The organism is Pantoea alfalfae (genome assembly GCF_019880205.1).
Lineage (GTDB): Bacteria > Pseudomonadota > Gammaproteobacteria > Enterobacterales > Enterobacteriaceae > Pantoea > Pantoea alfalfae.
This window is the reverse complement of sequence record NZ_CP082292.1, coordinates 3,646,308-3,665,891: the sequence shown is the minus strand read 5'-3', so window position 1 is coordinate 3,665,891 and position 19,584 is coordinate 3,646,308. Positions and strand designations below refer to the sequence as shown.

Sequence of the window (19,584 nt, the reverse complement as noted above, 5' to 3'; positions counted from 1 at the left end):
GAGATGGCGATGAAAAATGGCATTCTGGCTCTGATTCTTGGCTCCCTGTCGTTCGCCGTACTGGCGGATAGCAGCCAGGACGATCTGGTTAAACGCGGTGAGTATCTGGCGCGCGCCGGTGACTGTGTGGCCTGCCACACCAGCAAAGGCGGCGCAGCGTTTGCCGGTGGTCTGCCGATGGCAACACCGATTGGCACCATCTACTCCACCAACATCACGCCCGATGGCGACACCGGTATTGGTGAATACAGCTACGACGACTTTCAGAAAGCGGTGCGTCACGGCGTGGCGAAAAATGGCGATACGCTCTATCCGGCGATGCCATTTCCTTCCTACGCGGTGGTCAGCGATGAGGATATGAAGGCGCTTTATGCCTATTTCATGCATGGCGTTGCGGCGGTTAAGCAGCCAAACCGGGAGAGCGACATTCCCTGGCCGCTGTCGATGCGCTGGCCGCTGGCGATCTGGCGCGGCATTTTTGCGCCCGATGTAAAAGCGTTCCAGCCTGCCGCCCAGGAAGATCCGGTGCTGGCGCGGGGTCGCTATCTGGTTGAAGGACTGGGCCACTGTGGAGCCTGTCACACGCCGCGCAGCATCACCATGCAGGAGAAGGCGCTGACCAACGAGGAGGGCAGCGACTATCTGGCGGGTAGCAGCGCGCCGATTGATGGCTGGACCGCCAGCAACCTGCGCGGTGACAACCGTGACGGGCTGGGACGCTGGAGCGAAGAGGACCTGCGTCAGTTCCTGCGCTATGGCCGCAACGATCACACCGCTGCTTTCGGTGGCATGACCGACGTGGTGGAACACAGTCTGCAGCACCTGAGCGAGGCCGATATCACCGCCATTGCGCGCTATCTGAAGTCGCTGGGTGCAAAAGATCCGCATCAGGCAGCCTTCAGCGTCGATGATGCCACCGCCAAAGCGTTGTGGAAAGGTGATGACAGTGCGACGGGTGCAGCCACCTACGTCGACAGCTGTGCGGCGTGCCATAAAACCGATGGCAGCGGTTATAAACGTTTCTATCCGGCGCTGCGCGGTAATCCGGTGGTGCTGGCGGACGATCCGACCTCACTGATTCATATCGTGCTGGTGGGCGGACAGTTGCCTGGCGTCAATGGCGCGCCGTCGACGATTACCATGCCAGCATTCGGCTGGCGTCTTGACGATCAGCAGGTGGCAGACGTAGTGAACTTCGTGCGTAACAGCTGGGGCAACAAGGCGTCGGAGCCGGTCAGCGCGAAACAGGTCGCGGCGCTGCGTAAAGATGAGAAAGACCGGCTGGGCAGTGCGGATATCAACGTACTCGAAGGCAAATAACCGGCAGTAATAGAGGCCGTCATCATCAGGATGACGGCCTTTTCTTTTAGATATTCTCCAGATCGATTCCGCGCGTTTTCGGCCCGTAAATCCCTACTGACAGCATCACCATCACCATGCTCAGCACGATAAAGGTAATCACACCTGGCGTTCCTGCGTACTGCAATATCATCCCGATGAGAATACTGCTGAAGACCGTTGAGAGGCGGCTGAAGGAGTAGCAGAAGCCGACTGCCCGCGCCCGAATGTGGGTGGGGAAAATCTCGGTCTGATAGGCGTGGAAGCTGAAGGTCAGCCAGGCGTTGGACCAGGTGATCAGGAAGCCGCACAGAATCAGCAATACCGGCTGCGTCTGGAAAGCAAAGAGCGTACCGAACACCACCGTCATCAGCGACGACAGGACGATCTGCCACTTATTCTCCATTTTGTCAGCGTAGCGGCTGCAAATCAGCGATCCCAGCGGATAGGCCAGGGTGATGAAGAAAGCATAGAGCAGGCTGTGCGTCACCGTGGCTCCACGGCCTGACAACAGCGCAGGCAGCCAGTTACCAAAGCCGAAAAAGCCGATTGCCTGAAAAAAATTCATCACCACCAGCATCAGAGTGCGCTTGCGGTAAGCAGGAGACCAGATCTCGCTGAAGCGTCCCTTTCTGGGCAGTTTTGCCGCTGCATCCTCAGCTGAAAACGCGGGTCCGGCTGGGATGCCGCAGCGTTGCTCCATCATCGACAGCACGTCATGTGCCTCCTGATGACGACCCTGCTGCGCCAGCCAGCGTGCTGACTCCGGCAGATTTCTGCGCACCAGCCAGATCACCAGCGAACAGACCGCGCCCGCGATCACTACCCAGCGCCAGCCTTCCAGACTGAGCAGCGTTTGCGGAATCAGCCACCAGGACATCAGCGCCACCGCAGGCACCGACAAAAACTGCACGAAAAAGGAGAAGGCAAAAGCGCGGCTTCGCAGATGGCTCGGCACCCATTCCGACAGGTAAGTATCAATAGTCACCAGCTCGACGCCCAGCCCGATCCCCACCAGAAAGCGGAACAGAATGATCATCTCCGCGCTCTGCTGGAACGCCATCAGCAGCGAAAACAGCCCATACCACAGCAGCGCACACATAAAGGTGAGACGGCGACCAAAGCGGTCAGCGTAGGGGGCCAGCAGGCTGGCCCCGAAAAACAGGCCGAGAAAAGTGGCTGAGGCGAAGGCCGCCTGATCGGAGAAGCCCAGCACGCCTGCCGCACCCGTGTGAAATACGCCGGCCGACAGCAGGCCGGTACTGATGTAGCCGGTTTCAAACAGATCATAAAGCTCAAAAAAGCCGCCCAGCGCCAGCAGCGTAATAAAGCGCCACAATCCGGCGGAGGAGGGCAGCGCATCAACGCGTGCGGCTAAGCTGTTACGGGCCGCCGATGAAGCGTGCATCGGCGGCAGGCTGGTGGAGGAGGTGGTCATGTCAGCGTGAACCTCAGGCAGTGTGGAGACGACTCGCAGCCGGTCGGAGGCTTATTAAAATAGTTAACCGTTAGCAAGCGAAGAAAGAGCAGAATAGTCAATTCATCCGCCAATGCCGAGAGCGTCGTTGCTGACGATTTAGCAACATACGTTGCAGGTTTTGCCATTCATCGCAGATCAACTCCGGCAGTTGTGATCAGGCCAGGATCTGTATGAAACTCAGAGCTGTCTCTCAGCCCGGTAACGCGGTAGCAGGCCCGTATGGATGCAAATGACGTAACTGCGCTAGCATAGCCTTGCTTTGTTACCTCTTCTTCATGGATGCAGAAAAGCTGAGCTGAAGAAGCCGACACAATCAGGGAAAGATGAGGTGTAACGTGAGTTTTTTTGACGAGCTTAAAGCATCGCTGAAAGAAGCTGTGGAGATCAAAAACGGTGCCAAAGAGCCAGGTCGTGTTACCCGCTATGCGGTGGCCGACGTGAAGACTATCCGGGCACTCAATCCATGCCCAGATATCCCGCCAGCCGGAAAAGCGAGAAAGCGCCACCGATAATGCCCGCATCGGTGGCACGGTGCCTTAAGGCAATTTCGGCCAGACGCCGGGTCCAATCGGCAGACCCAGCAGATACCACACCAGCAGCAGCACTATCCAGCTGATAAAGAACACCAGCGGATAGGGGAAGATCAGCACGTAATAGGTGCCGAGCTGCGCATCTTTCTGGTAACGCTGCAAAAAGGCGAGAAACAGCGGCAGAAACGGCGACATCGGTGCCAGTGGCAGCACGGCGGAGTCGGCGATGCGGAAAATCATCTGGGCAAAGGCGGGATGGAAGCCGAGCAGCATAAACATCGGCACAAAGACCGGCGCCAGAATCGACCAGATGGCTGAACCGCTGGCGATAAACATGCAGAGAAACGCCGACAGGAACATCAGGCCGAGAAAAGCGGGCGCGCCGCTGACGCCTGCGCTCTCCAGCACATCAGTCAGCCCGATCGCCATGAATTTGCCCATGTTGCTCCAGTTGAAGAACGCCACGAACTGCGACAGCGGAAACACCATCACGATAAAACCCGCCATGCCCTTCATCGGATCGACCAGCAGCTGCGGGATATCATCCGGACGACGGATCTGCCGGGTGACCACGCCATAAGCAATCGCCACCACAAAGAAGAACAGAATGATGATTGGCACAATGCCCTGAATAAAAGGCGAGGGAATAATGGCGCCGGTGGCGGGATTGCGCAGCGGCGCATGTTCCGGCACCACCAGCAGCGCCATCAGGGCGATAAACAGCAGCGCGGCGATCCCGGCAGCCCGCAGACCGCGGTTTTCAAGCGGCGTCAGCGCCGCCAGCTTCTCGCCGTTGCCCTGCCACTTTGGCAGTCGCGGCTCGACAAATTTATCGGTCAGCAGCGCGCCCACAATCGTCAGCACAATCACCGACGTGGCCATAAAGAACCAGTTATCGATGACGCTGACATGCACCGTGTCGCTGACCGCTTTAGCCGCTTCAGTGCTGATGCCCGAGAGCAGCACATCGGTGGTGACAATCAGCAGGTTGGCGGTAAAGCCGGAGGCCACACCGGCAATAGCTGCCAGCAGGCCCGCCACCGGATGACGGCCCACCGCCAGAAAGATCAGTGCGCCCAGCGGCGGCATCACCACCAGCGCGGCATCCGAGGAGATATGGCTGAAAAAGGCGATAAACAGCACCATGTAGCTGGCATAACGGCGGCTGACGCGTGACGCCATCTTCACCATCAGCGACTGGAGCAGGCCGACCTTTTCTGCCAGTCCGGCACCAATCACCAGCGCCAGAATCGAACCCAGCGGGGTAAAGCTGCTGAAGTTCTTAATGATATTAGGCAGGATCCACTGAATGCCTGCGACGCTCAGCAGGTTATTCACCCGGACAATTTCGCCGTTGCTGGGGTTTTTTACCGCCAGGTCCAGCGCGCTGATAACGGCGGTCGCCACCATCAGAACAACAATCAAATAGACAAACAGTAAAAACGGGTTGGGTACTTTATTGCCCACACGCTCGATCCAGCTGAAAAGCCGGCCAGGGCTGCGGTTCCCGGATGTTGCTTCCATGGTATTGATTCTCGTCTTGTGTTCCCCTTATCGGTGGAGGCCCGGTCTGACGCCCGTCGTGATATACAACAGGCGGTGAGTTCAGAGTCGGCTCCGCTGAATCAGGGAAGTGTTTGCACTATTTTTTATAGTGGTCCGCGTCAGAGACACGGCCGTTGGCTCATTCGGCCAGTTTTGTGGGTATGATCCCCGCCGGGATAGGGCAGATATAAGGCTGCGCGGCGCGTACCCGTTCAAACTCGGCCCTGCAGCCAGCCAGTGCCTGCGGATCCGTTAACAGCGTTAACACCGTGGCCGCCATCACTTTACTCGCCAGAAACATCCCCTTATGCCCGATACTGGTGCGACCCTGCGCCACCAGTTGCCAGGTGTGCAGCGGCGTGCCGAAGGTAAAGCAGGGCGCAAAGCACTGTGCGGTCGGCGTTACCCAGCTGACATCGCCGACATCGGTGGAGCCATAAAGCAGCTCACGCGTGACCGCATAGGGCGCAACCTCATCCATAAACAGTTTGTCGCCCAGCTGTTCAGCCCAGGCATACCCGGCTTCGCCACCGGTGCGGGCGACATTGAGCCGGGCATTGCGCAGATCGTCATCGGTCAGGGTGGCACGCAGTTCGGCCGCAAACGCGCGCTCTTCGTCGCTGTAGTCGGGCAAACCAAACTGATGCAAATAACGCTCCATGACCGCTTCCAGCGCGCGATTCGGCACGTAATCCGAGCAGGCTTTGTCAAAACGTACGGTCAGCGTGGTGTCGGTCATCAGCGCTGCACCCCTGGCGATATTGATCACCCGTTCATAAATCGCCTGCGCCTGTGGCAGTTCCGGGGCGCGGATCAGGTAGAGCACCTCCGCATCGGCCTGCACCACGTTCGGCGATACACCGCCGCTGTTGGTGATGGCGTAGTGCAGACGTGCCTCCTGAACAATATGCTCGCGCAGAAAATTGGCCCCGGTATTCATCAGCGTGACGGCATCCAGGGCGCTTCGGCCCAGATGGGGAGAATTGGCCGCGTGCGCCGCAACCCCTTTGAAGCTGAACGCCGCCTGAATATTGGCGAGGGTGCGCAGATTGAACATGCCGCTGAACCCCTCCGGATGCCAGGTCACGGCGGCATCAACGTCGTCAAACAGCCCTTCGCGCACCATAAAAGTCTTGCCCGAACCGCCCTCTTCGCCAGGGCAGCCGTAAAAGCGCACCGTGCCACCCGTGTGATGCTGTTCCATCCAGGCTTTCACGGCGCAGGCCGCTGCAACACCTGCCGTGCCGAGCAGGTTGTGACCGCAGCCATGGCCGTTGCCGTTGGCTTCCAGCGGTTGTGGCCGGGCGCAGCCCGCCTGCTGACTCAGGCCCGCCAGCGCATCGAACTCGCCAAGGATGGCAATCACCGGCTTGCCGCTGCCCGCACTGGCGATAAACGCCGTATCGATGCCACCCACGCCGCGTTCCACTCTGAATCCCTCTTCTGCCAGCGCATCAGAAAGCAGGGCTGACGAGCGGGTTTCGGCAAAGCGGGTCTCCGGTGTGTCCCAGATGGCGTCGCTGAGCGTGCTGAAACGAAGCTGATGACGATGGATATAGTCGGCAATAAAGTCTTCCATCATCGTGAGCCCCTATACTGCGCCTGGTTCAGCGCCAGGGTGGCCAGCAGTGTGATAGCGTCCGGCATGACCCGCTCGTCAAAGTCGAATTTCGCGTTGTGATGGCCCGCCGCCAGCGCGCAGCCAAAAATAACGTAAGAGGCCTGGCCGCCGCGCTCTTTGACTCGCTCCATCATGTAAGTCGCATCTTCTGACCCTGCCGCCTGCGCTTTACGATCGACCACCGAGTCGAAGATACCGAGCGCGTCTGCCTGCTGATGGATGAAATCGACCCACGGCTGCGTCGGCGTACAGCTGCGCGCGGCACCCATCAGTGAAACCTGCTGCTCAACGCCATACATCGCCGCTGCACCGGCAATCACCCGCAGCGCCTGCTGATAAATATCGTCGTTAACCTGATTGGTCACGCCACGGGTTTCGACTTTCAGCAGGGCGCAGTCGGCCACCACGTTACGGCCGGTTCCGGCCTGCAGCACGCCCACGTTGACCCGCGCCACGCCGCCGCTGTGCTGGGTTAAACCATGCAGCGCCAGCGTTGCCTGTGCGGCGGCCAGCAGGGCATTACGCCCCTCTTCAGGACGACCGCCCGCATGGGCACCGACGCCGGTAAAGTGAACATCCAGCTTGGTAGTGGCGAGGAAGCTGTCGCTGCCGCACACCACTTCGCCTGCCGGTACGCCGGTGCCGATATGAATCGCGGTGAAGCGATCAACGTCATCGACCACGCCCGCCGCCACCATCGCTTTTGCGCCGCGCACACCCTCTTCGGCGGGCTGGAAGATCAGTTTAATCGTACCGCTGAGCTGATCTTTCATCGCCATCAGCACCGAGGCGAGACCCAGCCCGATAGTGGTGTGGCCGTCATGCCCGCAGGCGTGCATCATGCCTGCGTTGCAGGAGGCGAACCCTTCACGTTGCGGCAGATGATCGTCAGCCTGGCTCTCGTTGAGATCCAGGGCATCCATATCGACGCGGAAGCCCATCACCGGGCCGGGACGGCCGGTCTCGAGCGTTGCCACGATGCCGCAGAATCCGCCGGAGAAGTGGCTGATCCACTGCGGCAGCGCGCCCTGTTGCAGCGCGCGCGCTTCCTGCTGCTTCAGCACCGCCTCGTCGGGCAAGCCCATCCGCGCGTCAGCGTCGATGACCTCACGGCCCAGCTTCAGTTGATAACCGAGCTTATGCAGCTCTTCAGCGACTAAGGTGGCGGTGCGGAACTCCAGCCAGCCCGATTCGGCATAGTGATGGAAGTCGCGACGCCACTGTTGCAGCTGTGGCAGCCGGGCGCTGACGTGGTCTGAAAGGGGTTTCATCGGCTCTCTCCTCGTTGTTGATTTTTTATGCACTGTTCCGAATCTACACAATGGTATTGACCGGCATAAGATGCGAATATCTTGTGACTGATAAACAACGGTTATCGCAAAATTATGTCTGCCAATCTCAAGCTCCATCAGCTGCGCGCCTTCACTGACGTGGCGCGACAGGGCAGTATCCGGGCGGCAAGCCGTCTTTCCGGGCTGTCACAACCGGCGTTAACCAAAGCGATTCAGGAACTGGAGCGCGAGCTGGGGGCAAAGCTGTTTATCCGCCGTCAGCAGGGCGTAGTGTTAACCGATATCGGTGATAACTTTTTTCGGCATGCCAGCCTGGTGCTGGCAGAGCTGCGGGTTGCCGAAGAGGATATTCAGCAGCGGCTGGGACTGGGTGGCGGTCAGGTGAATATCGGCGTCGGTGGCAGCGTGGCGCGCACCATTATGCCGCAGGTGATTAACCAGTTTCATCGCGAATACCCGCTGGTGAAGGTGCGCATCGTTGAAGGCCAGCTGGTGTCGATGGTGCATGAACTGCGTCAGGGGGCGCTCGATTTCACCATTAATACCTACGATCAGAGCCATCTCGATCAGGAGCTGATGTATGAGCGGATGATGGAGCGCGAGTACAAGGTAGTGGTGCGCAAAGGCCATCCGCTGGAAAAGGCGCGTTCTCTGGCGGAGTTACAGCAGGCGGACTGGACGATGCCAACGCCTAAAGGCAGTTACTACCGCTTGTTGCACGATCTGTTTGGTGAACGCGGCATGGCACCCAAAATCGTGGTGACCTGTGAAACCTTTATGGCCTGCACCAGCCTGGTGGCGCAAAGCGATTTCATCAGTATTCTGTCGGTCGACGTCATTGACGACCCGATTCTGGGCCGGTCGCTGGTGGCGCTGACGCTCGACGAGCCCTTACCGAAAGCGATCTTCTATCTGATCCAGCGCAAAGACACCGCGCTGACGCCGATGAGCAGTTATATGGCACAACTCTTTCGGCGTTATTGTCAATGAAATCAGGGGGTAAAGTCGATCGTCTACACTATAGAGGTACTGTAAAAATCCACCCGACAAATAGAGGTTACGATGCAAGTCAGTCCTTATCTGTTTCTCTATGGCCGTTGTGAAGAGGCTATCGACTTTTATCTGCAGGCGACCGGGGGAGAGCTGCTCTCTAAAATGAAATTTGGTGATATGCCGGATCAGGGTGAGCAGGTCGGCGATCAGTCTGCCGCGCCGCAGCCGCCAGAAAAGATCATGCATGCCCAGCTGCGTATCGGTGACGGTGAGCTGATGCTGAGCGACGGCAATACTGAGAAGCCGCCCGCGTCTGAACATGCCGGTTATGCGGTCAGCCTTTCCACCACTGATGTCGAAAAGGGTAAAGCCTGGTTTGAGAAACTGTCGGCAGGCGGCAAGGTGACAACTGAGTGGCAGGAGACATTCTGGTCGAATGGATTCGCGATGTTTATCGATAAGTTCAACATTCCATGGCGCATCAACGTTGAGAAGCCGCAGGAATAAACGACGTTCAGATGCAGGACTGAGTGGCTAAACCTGCCTCTCAAAAGTTGGCCTGGAGGAGAGCTGGCCTGGAGGCGTTAATGCCCCAGGCCAGTTCTCCTGTGCAACGGGCGTTTTTTTCAGCCGCCCGTCATCATTATCAGAAGTTATAACCCGCTACCAGGTAGTAACCCCAGCCAGTCGATTTCACTTCAAATGGCCCTTTGCCGAAGTTCAGCTCCTGACCATCCGCCCACTGTCCGCCGTTGTGGAAGTAACGCGCCACTGCAGAAATATGCCAGTGATTGTAACCCAGTGACAGAATGTGGCTGGAGGCGATAGAGTTGCTGGTGCGTGATGAACCGCCTTTCTCGTTGAGGTCAGAACCCCAGTCGAAGTTGGTGAAGCCCACATAGCCCAGATTACCGCCCCACAGCGTGGTGATTGGCACGAAGTATTTCACCTTGAAGCGATAGCCATCCCAGCTGTTTTCGTTTGCCGCGCCGTAATTTTCCCACTGATATTTGGCGTAGACGTTCAGCGACAGGCCGACATCGCTGTGCGTATCGATATCGGTGCCCAGACCCATATACCAGGTATTCTGGCGGTTGTCGCTGTTGCGGCCCATATCGTAGATATAGTTATTGGCGAAATACCACTCTTTGAACGGGCCAAAGGCCAGGCTGGTGCCGGTTAGCTTATCGATAGAGAAGCGCGGTTCAATCTCCATAAACATCGGTGAACCGTGGTCGAACACGCCGTTGGCATTGCTGTTGCCCACGCCGAAGAAGTTAGGCACGTCCAGATAGCCGTAGAAATCGAACCACTCTTTCTTCGCAAACGCTTCATATTCCAGATAAACGTCGTTATTAAATTGCGGTCCGAAACGCGTGTGGTAGCTGCCTACCACGTTCACGCTCTGATGCCACCAGTCGGAGACATACTGTGGATCGCTTTCAGCGGCCTGCGCAGCACCACTCAATGAACATGCCAGCACGGCACCTGCTATCAACGTTTTATATTTCATTATTATCAGCCACATGCTTTTGACCGCCGCACACCAGACGCAGTCAGAGAGAAATCGGTCCCTTGATGGGAATGAGGGTTTCACAGCGAATAACAACCCGTTCTTCAGCCCGCGTAGCGTGCCTGTAACAGATCGATAGAAAATAGATTTTGCTCACGTTTGTCAAAAAGTGTTGCATTACAATTCAGCTAAAATGTGACGAACTTCACAATAACGATGTGGATCGAACGGAACCAGGCAACCGTTTACGTTGTCTGGTTCGTGATCAAACAGGCGGGATCAGGGAAGGGTGACGCGAACCTGCAAACCACAAACAGCACCCTGTGGTGTCAGGCAGTTGGTAAGGGCAACGTGGATCTGATGTTTCTGTGCGACGTTACGCACAATGGAGAGTCCCAGCCCGCTGCCCTGGGCTTTAACGTCAGGCGAACGGGTAAAACGGTCGAACGCGCGTTCGATAAAGGATTCCGGCATGCCCGGTCCGTTATCGACAATATCGACCACCGTTTTGCCCGCCACCCGATGCAGCAGCACATCGACCAGGCTGCCTTCCGGCGTGTGCAACATAGCGTTACCAATCAGGTTGTCGAACAGGCTGCGCAATTCAGAACGGCTGGCCTGCAGACGGTACTGCGTGGAGCCATTAAAGCCGATATCAATGCCGCGTTTGTCCGCCACCACCATCAGCTGCTCAATGCTCTCTTTCAGCAGATCTTCCAGTTCAATATGCTCCACGCTGGACACCACGCTCTGGTCATCCTGGCGTGAGACATTGAGTAACTGTGTGACCAGGTGACGGGTGCGCGTGACGCCCGCTTCCAGCTGGCTGAACTGACGGCTCGCTTCGCCTGGCTGAATATGCTGACGCAGGTTTTCCAGCTGTAACGTCACCGCTGTTACCGGCGTACGCAGCTCATGGGCAGCATCTTCCAGGAACTGACGCTGCGACGACCAGGCGTCACGCAGCTTACTCAGCAGCGAGTTGTAAGCGGCTACCAGCGGCAGGATCTCATCCGGTAAGCCCTCAGGTGAAACATTGTGCGGATGATGTGTCTCCTGCGCCGCAATCTGACGTGAAGCGACCTGCAGATCCCGGGTGATCTTGCGCACCACCAGCCAGATCACCAGCAGCGACAGCGGCATCATCAGGATCATCGGAATGATCGCCGACAGCGCCCGCTTAACCATCGAGGCTTTCATGTAGCTGAGGTTGTGCATCACCTGGATGGTTTTGATCTCGCTGCCGGGCATGCCGGGCCGGGTAAAAATACGCCATTCACAGTCGTCGCACTGACCCACATGCACATCGTGATACCCGCGCTGATTTTGCAGCGGGGCCTGCAACTCCGGCCATGAGCTGGCCCGCAACTGGCCCTGATCGTCCCAGAGCTGGACTACAAAGGCGCTCTTTGCTTTATCCGGCGCGATAAGCATCGGCATCAGGGCGGGCATCTGTTTATTGGTAGACCAGGCATCAGCGATTTTCGCCAGCTGATCGTCCTTCATTGTGCCGACCATATCGCCGTAACAGCTGAAGAAATACCATGTGACGCCGCCTATCATCAGCAAATGAATGATCAGCAGCGTAGAGAGAAGTTTGTTGCGTAATGACCGCATAAAGGTGAAAGGTTTCATATTGCCGGAACCCGCCAGCCCAGCCCGCGCACGTTACGGATCACGTCGTTGTCGAGCTTGCGACGCATGCCGTGGATCAGCACATCTACTGCATTGCTGCTGACCTCATCGCCCCAGCCGTAGATACGGTTTTCCAGCTGTTCGCGCGACAAGATCGCACCTGGCCGCTCCAGCAGCGCGTAGAGCAGGGCATATTCCCGCGCCGTCAGCTGCTCGCGCTGGCCTTTGTAGAGTACCTCGCGGGTCATCATATCCAGCTGGACATCGCCGCTGCCCAGCACCGAGTCTGCTGCGCCGTGGCTGCGTCGCGTAATGGCACGCATCCGGGCCATGACTTCCTGGAGATCGAACGGTTTAAGCAGGTAGTCGTCCGCACCGCTGTCGAGTCCCTGTATCCGCTGCGCCACGGTGTCGCGTGCGGTAAGAATCAGCACCGGCGTCGCGTCGCCGCGCCCGCGCGCCCGGCGCAGAACCTGCAGACCGTCATCGCGCGGTAAGCCGAGATCGAGCAGCACGCAGCTGTAGCCGCCTTCGCTCCAGGCATTCTGGGCATAAACGCCATCGCGCACCCAATCTACTGACCAGCCCGCGCCCTGCAGTGCCTGTTGCAGGTTCGCGCCGATCATTTCATCATCTTCAACCAGTAACACGCGCATGGCTGATCTCCTTCATAAAGATAAGAGAGAGTTTACTCACCAATTGTTAGGCCAGAATTATCCGCCGTCATACTTCGCGCTGTGGCGGCGTTGGCTGCATCTGCAGTGCTCAATCAGAACCCTACCCGCATTCTTCAAATTAAACGAGAATAAAACTAATGGCTTAGGGGTGAAAATGTTGATGCTTTCAGGAATAAGTAAACGCTATCCTGAATCTGCAGGAATTATGTAACTACACCATTATATGAATAATACGTGTTAAAAATAATTGTTATTCGATAGAGGCTTCACTTCCGCTAATCTGACAATGAATAGGAAATGTTAAAATTATGCAATGAAAATTAACTCTGCGAATGAATTGTGCTAACTGTCACAAAATCACATAAATATTAAAAAGTTTATTAAGACTAATAAGCATAAAAAATCTCATAACTATATTTTTCTGTCAATCTGTTTGATATGATTCGTTTTTCTAAATTTCGGCAAGGATAATAACTATTTGCTCATAGGAATATCAATTGATATAAACGTGCTGGCAATAGAGTTTGCTATCAATAGATAAAGAACAGAAGGAGTTTGTTAAATGAAGAACTTAGAAAATAATCAATGGCTTTTAGTTACTGGTGCAAGCGGTGCATATGACCCTGCTTATGCCGGAGCGTCTTCTCATGCTAGCCAGCATGGTAATAAGTCGGGTGGTTCCAGTAATCTATTTGGGCCGAGTAATGGCGTAGTACAGGTCGTGGCTGCTCATCCTGAAATTGCGGACTGCCTCAATGGTATTCTGGGCGGGATGATTGCTGGTTCAGCAGGTGGGCCGGGCTCAGCTGTGGCAAGTGCCATTGGGGGTGGTATCGGTTCATGTTTTAATAATTCTGGAAACAGCAATGCTGGGAATAGTTTTGGTGGGCAATGTACCTGGTGAAGTTAGTCTCCACGACTAATGACAGCTGAGGGTCTTATGCAAAAAATAGTCTGTTATCTATCTATACTAAGCAGCATATTAGTAGGCGCAATGTTTTTGAGTGGCGCAGGCGTCTCCTATATAGGCTGGTATGCTATGCCAGAAAATGCATCAAAAATGGTGGTTACAATCGCTACATTGACTACGTTTGTTAAAACTGCCATTTCTTTGTGTTCATGGTTTTTCAGTACATCTGGCAGCAGTAAAAAAACTTAAGCGTGGATATTAAATCTGCAGGGGCTTCGGCCCCTGTGATTATTTAACAAAATCAGTAGAGCAGGAGGCTAATACATTTCACCTGGAACTATAAATGGTTCAACAGCGATGCTTTAACAGGATTTGCTCAGAAATAGAGGATTTGTGTGTTGAGCAGAAATTTATTGATAACGTAAAATTTTAGATGCTCCCAGGAACTCATCACCACATCACATCCCGCATAAAAAAATCTCCTGGCTGACTCAGTTTTTTGAAAACATCTCACCTCTTTTTCTTCAACGATCTCACGACTGATTCCCCCCAAAGCCCCGCTGGCCGCGCCTTTCCGCTCCCGTTTCCGCCGTTGCTAATTCTGCGCTAATTTTCTGCTAATTAAGGGATAAATTTTAGCGGGTAGAGTGGCTCCACTGCACATCAGCATCAACAGGAGGAACCATGAATCAGCGCGAGTTTATTCGGAGTTTGCTGGACTGGATTGAGAACAACTTAGGACACGATCTGCATCTGGATGAGGTGGCACGCCGCTCGGGCTATTCGCGCTGGCATCTGCAACGCCTGTTTCGTCAGCATACCGGCTTTTCACTGGCAGAATATATCCGCCAGCGTCGCTTAACCGAGTCTGCACTCAGTCTGCTAAGCAGCAACGAAGCGATATTACAGGTGGCGATGAATTACGGCTTCGATACCCAGCAGGCCTATACCCGCACCTTTAAAAACTACTTTATGATGACGCCAGGCCAGTTGCGCCGTCAGCGTCGCGTCGAGCCGGATCGGTTGCTGTTCCCTCTGGCGATGGCCAGCTGATGCCTGATAAGGCCTTCCCGACATCGCACACAGACGGGAAGGTCGGCCCGCGCTCTGCGCCGCTCTTCTCCTGAACTTCGCCTCGCTTTTTTTGCCGGTCAGCCACAGCGATCCCGCCCGAACATGTTAGTTTGTTGCCAGCCCCCCTTACTGCCGGAGTCGGGAAACATGGAAAATGGCGCGAACTTAACCGCCATGCTGGTATTTGCACGGGTTGTGGAATTACAGAGTTTCAGCGAGGCGGCACGCGCACTTGGCCTGTCCAAATCTCACGTCAGCCGGGAAATTGCCCGTCTGGAGCTGCGGCTCGGTATCCGGCTGCTGCAGCGTACTACCCGGCGGCTGGCACTGACTGAGCTGGGTCAGGCTTACTATCCTTACTGTGTGAGGATGCTGGCTGAAGTGCAGCGCGCCGAGGCGTTTGTGCAGCAGGTGCATCAGCAGCCCACTGGGCATGTCAGGCTACAGGCGCCCGTCACTTTTGGCTGCCAGTGCGTGGTTCCCGTTCTCAATCGTTTTCTGCGCCGCCATCTGCATATTAACGTCGATCTCGATCTGACCGATCGCAATCACGATCGGCTGGACGATCAGGTCGATCTGGCGATTGTGATCCGATCCCGATCGCCGCAGCAGGGCAATTTCCGGGTACTGAGCGATATCGAGTGGGGACTTTATGCCGCGCCCGCTTACCTGGCGCAGCGACCCGCCATCACGCATCCTGAGATGTTGCCGCGCTACGACCTGCTGCTGTTTCATGGTCCGGCGCACACCGCCGCACTGCCGTTCCGCCGCGATAAACAGCGGCTGGCACTGGACGTGCGCAGCCGCTTTCGCGCCAATAACAGCATGGCGCTGCTCAATGCCGCACTGGCGGGCAGCGGTATCGCCTATCTTCCGTCCTACATGGCACAGGAGGCGATTGCGCGTGGCGACATTCAGCAACTGCTGCCGGAGTGGCAGATGGATCGCCTGCAAAGCTATCTGCTGCTGCACAACACGCCTGAACCGGCGTCACCGGTGACACTGCTGTGCGATACCCTGATTACGGCGCTGAATCCGAACTGATTGTTGCCTGCTGACAACAATCAGCGCCACAAAGTAACTATCCTGCGATGACTGTTGTTCATCCGCTACGCCGGTTAGCCTGTATCCCTGATCATTCAACGGATATTTACATGCAACAGTTACCCGAAACGGCAGAGTTTCAGCACTGGCGACGTAACTTAGCGGTCTGCGTCGTCGGCTCTTTTACCACCATCGTGGCGATGACGCTGCTGCTGCCATTTCTGCCGCTCTATGTGCAGCAACTGGGCGTTGAGCAGCCCGCGGCCATCGCCCGCTGGTCCGGGCTGGCCTATGGCGCGACCTTTTTCAGCGCCGCGCTGACTGCGCCGCTGTGGGGCAGGCTGGCTGATCGCTACGGTCGTAAGCTGATGCTGATCCGGGCCAGCCTGGGAATGGCGATTGCGATGTCGCTGATTGGCATGGCAACCGCGCCGTGGCAGCTGGTGGCGCTGCGGCTGCTGGCCGGGCTGCTGGGTGGCTACGCATCGGGATCGACCATTCTGGTGGCGGCGCAGACGCCAAAAGCGCAGACCGGCTGGGCGCTGGGCATCCTGTCATCCGGTATTATGGCAGGCAACGTAGTGGGACCGCTGCTGGGTGGCGCTTTACCGCCGCTGATCGGCATTCGTCAGACATTCTGGCTGACCGGTGCGGTCATCTTTCTCGCCTTCCTCGCGACCACCTTTTTACTTAAAGAGCAGCCACGTGCTGCTGCGACGTCGCGTGCCAGCCAGCAACCGCATCCTGAAGCAGAACCGGTGAATCACACACTGGTGCGGCTGATGTGGCTCTCCGGCATGTTGCTGATCTTCGCCAGCATGTCGATTGAACCCATTATTACGCTTTACGTGGGCGAGTTCGTGCAGGGTGACCATCAAATCACGATGATCGCCGGCCTGGTGATGTCTGCGGCGGCGCTGGGCACGGTGCTGGCAGCACCCCGACTGGGTCGTCTGGCCGATCGGGTAGGGCACTGGCGGGTTCTGACCGGCGGATTACTGGTCAGTGGGCTGTTGCTGATCCCCCAGGCGTTTATCACAGCGGCCTGGCAACTGGTGCTGCTGCGTTTTCTGATGGGGATGGCGCTGGGCGGATTGATGCCGTGCATTACGGCGATAATCCGTCATAACGTGCCCGGTTCACAGGTCGGGCGGATGCTGGGGTATTCGACGTCGGCGCAGTATATCGGCCAGGTCAGCGGTCCGTTGTTCGGTGGGCTGATAGGTGGGACGTTCGGGATGCGGCCAGTGTTTCTGGCAACCTGTGTAGTGATGCTGTTTTGCGCGTGGCTCAACTGGCGTGAGATGAAAAAATAGCGCAAAAAAGGCGGACCGGAGTCCGCCTTAGGCTATTCACAGCGTCGTGAATTATTTCTGGTCTGGCAGTGCGTAAGCAATCACATAATCGCCCAGCTTAGTACCAAACGAACCGTGACCGCCTGCCGCGATGACAACGTACTGCTTGCCATCTACTTCATAGGTCATTGGGGTCGCCTGGCCGCCTGCTGGCAGACGTGCCTGCCACAGCAGCTCGCCGGTATCGGTGCTGAACGCACGCAGGTAGTTATCTGCGGTCGCGCCAATGAAGAACACCTTACCAGCGGTGGTGACAGGACCACCCAGCATCGGCATACCCATTTTGAACGGCAGCGGAACCGGCGCGCTATCGCGAACGGTACCGATACGCTGTTTCCACACTACGTCGTTGGTCTTCAGATCCACCGCGGAGATGTAACCCCAGGCAGGCTGTTTACATGGCAGACCAAACGGTGACAGGAACGGATTCAGCTCGACGCCATATGGCACGCCATACTGTGGCTGAATACCGGTTTCCGTACCTGAACCACCCTCTGCGCCTTTCGGCGGCTCAATCGGATTGCCCGGGCCACGTGGAATCAGCTTCGAGACAAACGGCAGCGCCATTGGGTTAGCAATCGCAATCTGACGATGTGGATCGACGGCAATACCGCCCCATTCGAACATACCGAGATTACCCGGGAACACCAGCGTGCCCTGCTCTGATGGCGGGGTGAACGGACCTTCATAGCGCAGGCGCTTGAAGATCACGCGGCACACCAGCTGGTCGAACATCGTCGCGCCCCACATGTCCTTGTCCGTCAGGTTCTGTTTCGGACGGAAGGTCAGCTCAGAGTAGGGCTGAGTAGCGGCAACGTGGTCGCCTTTTGCAGCACCCTGTGGCACTGGCGTTTCTGGCGCAGGGACCACTGGCTTGCCGGTACGGCGATCCAGGACAAAGATGTTGCCGGTTTTCGCTGGCGCGTAAACCACCGGTACGGTGTTGCCATCTTTATCGGTGATGTCAGCCAGGGTCGGCTGCGACGGCAGATCCATATCCCACAGGTCGTGATGCACAGTCTGATAAGACCAGACCAGCTTACCGGTGGTGGCATTCAGAGCCAGCACGCTGCTCGCATAGCGTTCCTGCTCTGGAGTGCGGTTACCGCCCCAGATATCCGGTGTGGTCACGCCCATTGGCAGATAAACGGTATCCAGTTTCGGATCGTAAACTGCCGGTGCCCATGAATTCGGTGAGTTCATGGTGAAGGTGTGTTCATCAGCCGGAATGGCATTTGGGTCTTTCGCGCCTGGATCAAATACCCACAGCAGTTTGCCGGTATTCACATCAAAACCACGGATCACGCCTGACGGCTCGCGGGTTGAGAAGTTATCGGTTACTGCACCGGCCATTACGATGGTGGTATTGGTAATGATTGGCGGCGAGGTCGGCTCATACATACCCGCAGTCGTAACAGGCTGTTTGTGTTGCAGATCCAGCTCGCCATTGACGCCAAATGTCGGGCAACGTTCGCCGGTCTCTGCGTCCAGCGCAAACAGACGACCATCGTTGACAGGCAGATAGATACGACGAGAGCAGAGAGCAGGCTGCGTATTCGCTGCATCGGCTGCTGCCGGCACTTCGTGGTAAGAAACACCGCGACAGGTCACGTGCTGGAAGGTTGGATTCACCTTCATGCCCGGATCAAATTTCCACTTCTGCTTACCGGTGGCCGCATCCAGCGCAAACAGAATCTGGTGTGGCGAACAGAGGTAAAGCGTGTCGCGGATTTTAATCGGGGTGACTTCATCGGTGATTTCACCTGGGTCGTCAGGCCCTTTCATGTCGCCCGTCTGGAACTGCCAGGCAACCTGCAACTCTTTCACGTTCTGGTGGTTAATCTGCTTCAGCGGCGAGAAACGGGTTCCCTGCTGATCGCGCGCATAAGCGGGCCAGTCAGCATCAGGAATGTTACTCAGCGGCGCAGCCTGCGGGGCGTTGTCAGCGGTTTCTGGCACTGAACCGTTTATCACCTGCGGATCGTTAAACACCGCATAGGTCAGCACGATAGCACTGGCAACCAGCGCTACAGCCATGGTCCCCAGCGCGGCTTTACTGCCCGCGTTGAAGCTGCGATAAACAAACGGCAGGATCAGCCAGACACCAAAAATCACCAGCACATCGGTGCGCGGTGCCAGTGCCCAGAAGTCTGTACCCACTTCCCATACACCCCAGATCAGGGTGCCGATCAGCAGTAGCGCATAGAGAACCAGCGCGGTGCTTTTGCGACGGGAAAGCAGATAGGCGGTGATAAGCATCACCACACCGCCGAAAACGTAATACCAGGAACCACCAATGGCGGCTAACCAGCCACCGCCAATCAGCATAAACGCGCCCGTCAGTACTGCGAACAGCACTGTCAGGAAACGAATTACGCCAAAAGATGAGGAGTTTTTCCCCATAATATCGACCTCGTTTCGTTGCCATAAAACACACGAAAACAACCAGATAGGCTGTTTCCAGTTATCAAGTACAAATGATTAGGGTGTTCTGAAGTATCTCTTCCGTTAAGACAGACGGTCCCTTTGTGTTAAATGTTATAGCAAAATCAGATCAAGATTTGATTTTTTTAGCTT

15 protein-coding genes and 1 pseudogene are annotated in these 19,584 nt (G+C 56.4%); 8 read left to right on the top strand and 8 right to left on the bottom strand.

Translation table 11 applies throughout. The features are described from left to right. Nucleotides 1-9: 9 nt before the first annotated feature. Complete coding sequence (locus K6R05_RS17140; protein WP_161733588.1) at nucleotides 10-1,320, top strand: c-type cytochrome; 1,311 nt, start codon at nucleotides 10-12, stop codon at nucleotides 1,318-1,320. A 46-nt stretch (nucleotides 1,321-1,366) separates the two neighbouring features. On the opposite strand, the gene K6R05_RS17135 is transcribed toward K6R05_RS17140, so the two are convergent. Beyond that, nucleotides 1,367-2,776: an MFS transporter gene (locus K6R05_RS17135; RefSeq protein ID WP_161733590.1), complete on the bottom strand. Its 1,410-nt coding sequence runs from the start codon at nucleotides 2,774-2,776 to the stop codon at nucleotides 1,367-1,369. Nucleotides 2,777-3,153: 377 nt separating this feature from the next. On the opposite strand from K6R05_RS17135, the pseudogene nadS reads away from it, so the two are divergent. Further along, nucleotides 3,154-3,273: pseudogene (gene nadS, locus K6R05_RS17130) on the top strand (NadS family protein); the annotation flags it as partial. A gap of 81 nt (nucleotides 3,274-3,354) precedes the next feature. Here nadS and abgT read toward each other — a convergent pair. From abgT to K6R05_RS17115, 3 genes are all read right to left on the bottom strand, one after another. Continuing rightward, a complete protein-coding gene (gene abgT, locus K6R05_RS17125) occupies nucleotides 3,355-4,872 on the bottom strand; it encodes a p-aminobenzoyl-glutamate transporter (protein WP_222924717.1) in 1,518 nt (505 codons plus the stop codon). A 160-nt stretch (nucleotides 4,873-5,032) separates the two neighbouring features. Then, a complete protein-coding gene (locus K6R05_RS17120; protein WP_222924716.1) occupies nucleotides 5,033-6,475 on the bottom strand; it encodes a M20 family metallopeptidase in 1,443 nt (480 codons plus the stop codon). Next, entirely contained in the window at nucleotides 6,472-7,785 is a 1,314-nt protein-coding gene (locus K6R05_RS17115; protein ID WP_222924715.1) for an amidohydrolase, read from the bottom strand. Before K6R05_RS17115 ends, K6R05_RS17120 begins: the two co-directional genes overlap by 4 nt. Nucleotides 7,786-7,899: 114 nt before the next feature. Between K6R05_RS17115 and K6R05_RS17110 the strand changes: the two genes are divergently transcribed. Then, entirely contained in the window at nucleotides 7,900-8,796 is an 897-nt protein-coding gene (locus tag K6R05_RS17110) for a LysR family transcriptional regulator (protein ID WP_161733598.1), read from the top strand. Nucleotides 8,797-8,868: 72 nt separating this feature from the next. Continuing rightward, a complete protein-coding gene (yjdN, locus tag K6R05_RS17105) occupies nucleotides 8,869-9,306 on the top strand; it encodes a VOC family metalloprotein YjdN (protein ID WP_013359825.1) in 438 nt (145 codons plus the stop codon). Nucleotides 9,307-9,445: 139 nt separating this feature from the next. Here the strand turns inward: yjdN and K6R05_RS17100 are convergent, their stop codons facing one another. From K6R05_RS17100 to K6R05_RS17090, 3 genes are all read right to left on the bottom strand, one after another. Next, a complete protein-coding gene (locus K6R05_RS17100) occupies nucleotides 9,446-10,312 on the bottom strand; it encodes a nucleoside-specific channel-forming protein Tsx (RefSeq protein ID WP_222924714.1) in 867 nt (288 codons plus the stop codon). A gap of 279 nt (nucleotides 10,313-10,591) precedes the next feature. After that, complete coding sequence (locus K6R05_RS17095) at nucleotides 10,592-11,947, bottom strand: sensor histidine kinase (protein ID WP_222924713.1); 1,356 nt, start codon at nucleotides 11,945-11,947, stop codon at nucleotides 10,592-10,594. Beyond that, a complete protein-coding gene (locus tag K6R05_RS17090; RefSeq protein WP_003855687.1) occupies nucleotides 11,944-12,603 on the bottom strand; it encodes a response regulator in 660 nt (219 codons plus the stop codon). Before K6R05_RS17090 ends, K6R05_RS17095 begins: the two co-directional genes overlap by 4 nt. Before the next feature lie 583 nt (nucleotides 12,604-13,186). Between K6R05_RS17090 and K6R05_RS17085 the strand changes: the two genes are divergently transcribed. The 4 genes from K6R05_RS17085 (at nucleotide 13,187) to K6R05_RS17070 (ending at nucleotide 16,968) form a co-directional block, all read left to right on the top strand. Continuing rightward, complete coding sequence (locus K6R05_RS17085; protein WP_161733606.1) at nucleotides 13,187-13,528, top strand: hypothetical protein; 342 nt, start codon at nucleotides 13,187-13,189, stop codon at nucleotides 13,526-13,528. A 690-nt stretch (nucleotides 13,529-14,218) separates the two neighbouring features. Next, complete coding sequence (locus tag K6R05_RS17080) at nucleotides 14,219-14,587, top strand: helix-turn-helix domain-containing protein (RefSeq protein WP_013359828.1); 369 nt, start codon at nucleotides 14,219-14,221, stop codon at nucleotides 14,585-14,587. A gap of 168 nt (nucleotides 14,588-14,755) precedes the next feature. Beyond that, nucleotides 14,756-15,652: a LysR family transcriptional regulator gene (locus tag K6R05_RS17075; protein ID WP_222924712.1), complete on the top strand. Its 897-nt coding sequence runs from the start codon at nucleotides 14,756-14,758 to the stop codon at nucleotides 15,650-15,652. A gap of 110 nt (nucleotides 15,653-15,762) precedes the next feature. Beyond that, a complete protein-coding gene (locus K6R05_RS17070) occupies nucleotides 15,763-16,968 on the top strand; it encodes an MFS transporter (RefSeq protein ID WP_222924711.1) in 1,206 nt (401 codons plus the stop codon). Nucleotides 16,969-17,019: 51 nt separating this feature from the next. On the opposite strand, the gene K6R05_RS17065 is transcribed toward K6R05_RS17070, so the two are convergent. Next, nucleotides 17,020-19,410, bottom strand: coding sequence for a glucose/quinate/shikimate family membrane-bound PQQ-dependent dehydrogenase (locus K6R05_RS17065; RefSeq protein WP_161736361.1), 2,391 nt, complete (start codon nucleotides 19,408-19,410; stop codon nucleotides 17,020-17,022). Nucleotides 19,411-19,584 lie beyond the last annotated feature (174 nt).

What these genes read in the sequence shown, in the direction of transcription:
- K6R05_RS17085 (WP_161733606.1), top strand. Translation starts at nt 13,187, where the DNA reads ATGAAGAACTTAGAAAATAATCAATGGCTTTTAGTTACTGGTGCAAGC.
- K6R05_RS17135 (WP_161733590.1), bottom strand. Translation starts at nt 2,776, where the DNA reads ATGACCACCTCCTCCACCAGCCTGCCGCCGATGCACGCTTCATCGGCG.
- K6R05_RS17100 (WP_222924714.1), bottom strand. Translation starts at nt 10,312, where the DNA reads ATGAAATATAAAACGTTGATAGCAGGTGCCGTGCTGGCATGTTCATTG.
- K6R05_RS17075 (WP_222924712.1), top strand. Translation starts at nt 14,756, where the DNA reads ATGGAAAATGGCGCGAACTTAACCGCCATGCTGGTATTTGCACGGGTT.
- K6R05_RS17095 (WP_222924713.1), bottom strand. Translation starts at nt 11,947, where the DNA reads ATGAAACCTTTCACCTTTATGCGGTCATTACGCAACAAACTTCTCTCT.
- K6R05_RS17140 (WP_161733588.1), top strand. Translation starts at nt 10, where the DNA reads ATGAAAAATGGCATTCTGGCTCTGATTCTTGGCTCCCTGTCGTTCGCC.
- K6R05_RS17070 (WP_222924711.1), top strand. Translation starts at nt 15,763, where the DNA reads ATGCAACAGTTACCCGAAACGGCAGAGTTTCAGCACTGGCGACGTAAC.
- K6R05_RS17110 (WP_161733598.1), top strand. Translation starts at nt 7,900, where the DNA reads ATGTCTGCCAATCTCAAGCTCCATCAGCTGCGCGCCTTCACTGACGTG.
- K6R05_RS17115 (WP_222924715.1), bottom strand. Translation starts at nt 7,785, where the DNA reads ATGAAACCCCTTTCAGACCACGTCAGCGCCCGGCTGCCACAGCTGCAA.
- yjdN (WP_013359825.1), top strand. Translation starts at nt 8,869, where the DNA reads ATGCAAGTCAGTCCTTATCTGTTTCTCTATGGCCGTTGTGAAGAGGCT.
- K6R05_RS17120 (WP_222924716.1), bottom strand. Translation starts at nt 6,475, where the DNA reads ATGATGGAAGACTTTATTGCCGACTATATCCATCGTCATCAGCTTCGT.
- K6R05_RS17080 (WP_013359828.1), top strand. Translation starts at nt 14,219, where the DNA reads ATGAATCAGCGCGAGTTTATTCGGAGTTTGCTGGACTGGATTGAGAAC.
- K6R05_RS17065 (WP_161736361.1), bottom strand. Translation starts at nt 19,410, where the DNA reads ATGGGGAAAAACTCCTCATCTTTTGGCGTAATTCGTTTCCTGACAGTG.
- K6R05_RS17090 (WP_003855687.1), bottom strand. Translation starts at nt 12,603, where the DNA reads ATGCGCGTGTTACTGGTTGAAGATGATGAAATGATCGGCGCGAACCTG.
- abgT (WP_222924717.1), bottom strand. Translation starts at nt 4,872, where the DNA reads ATGGAAGCAACATCCGGGAACCGCAGCCCTGGCCGGCTTTTCAGCTGG.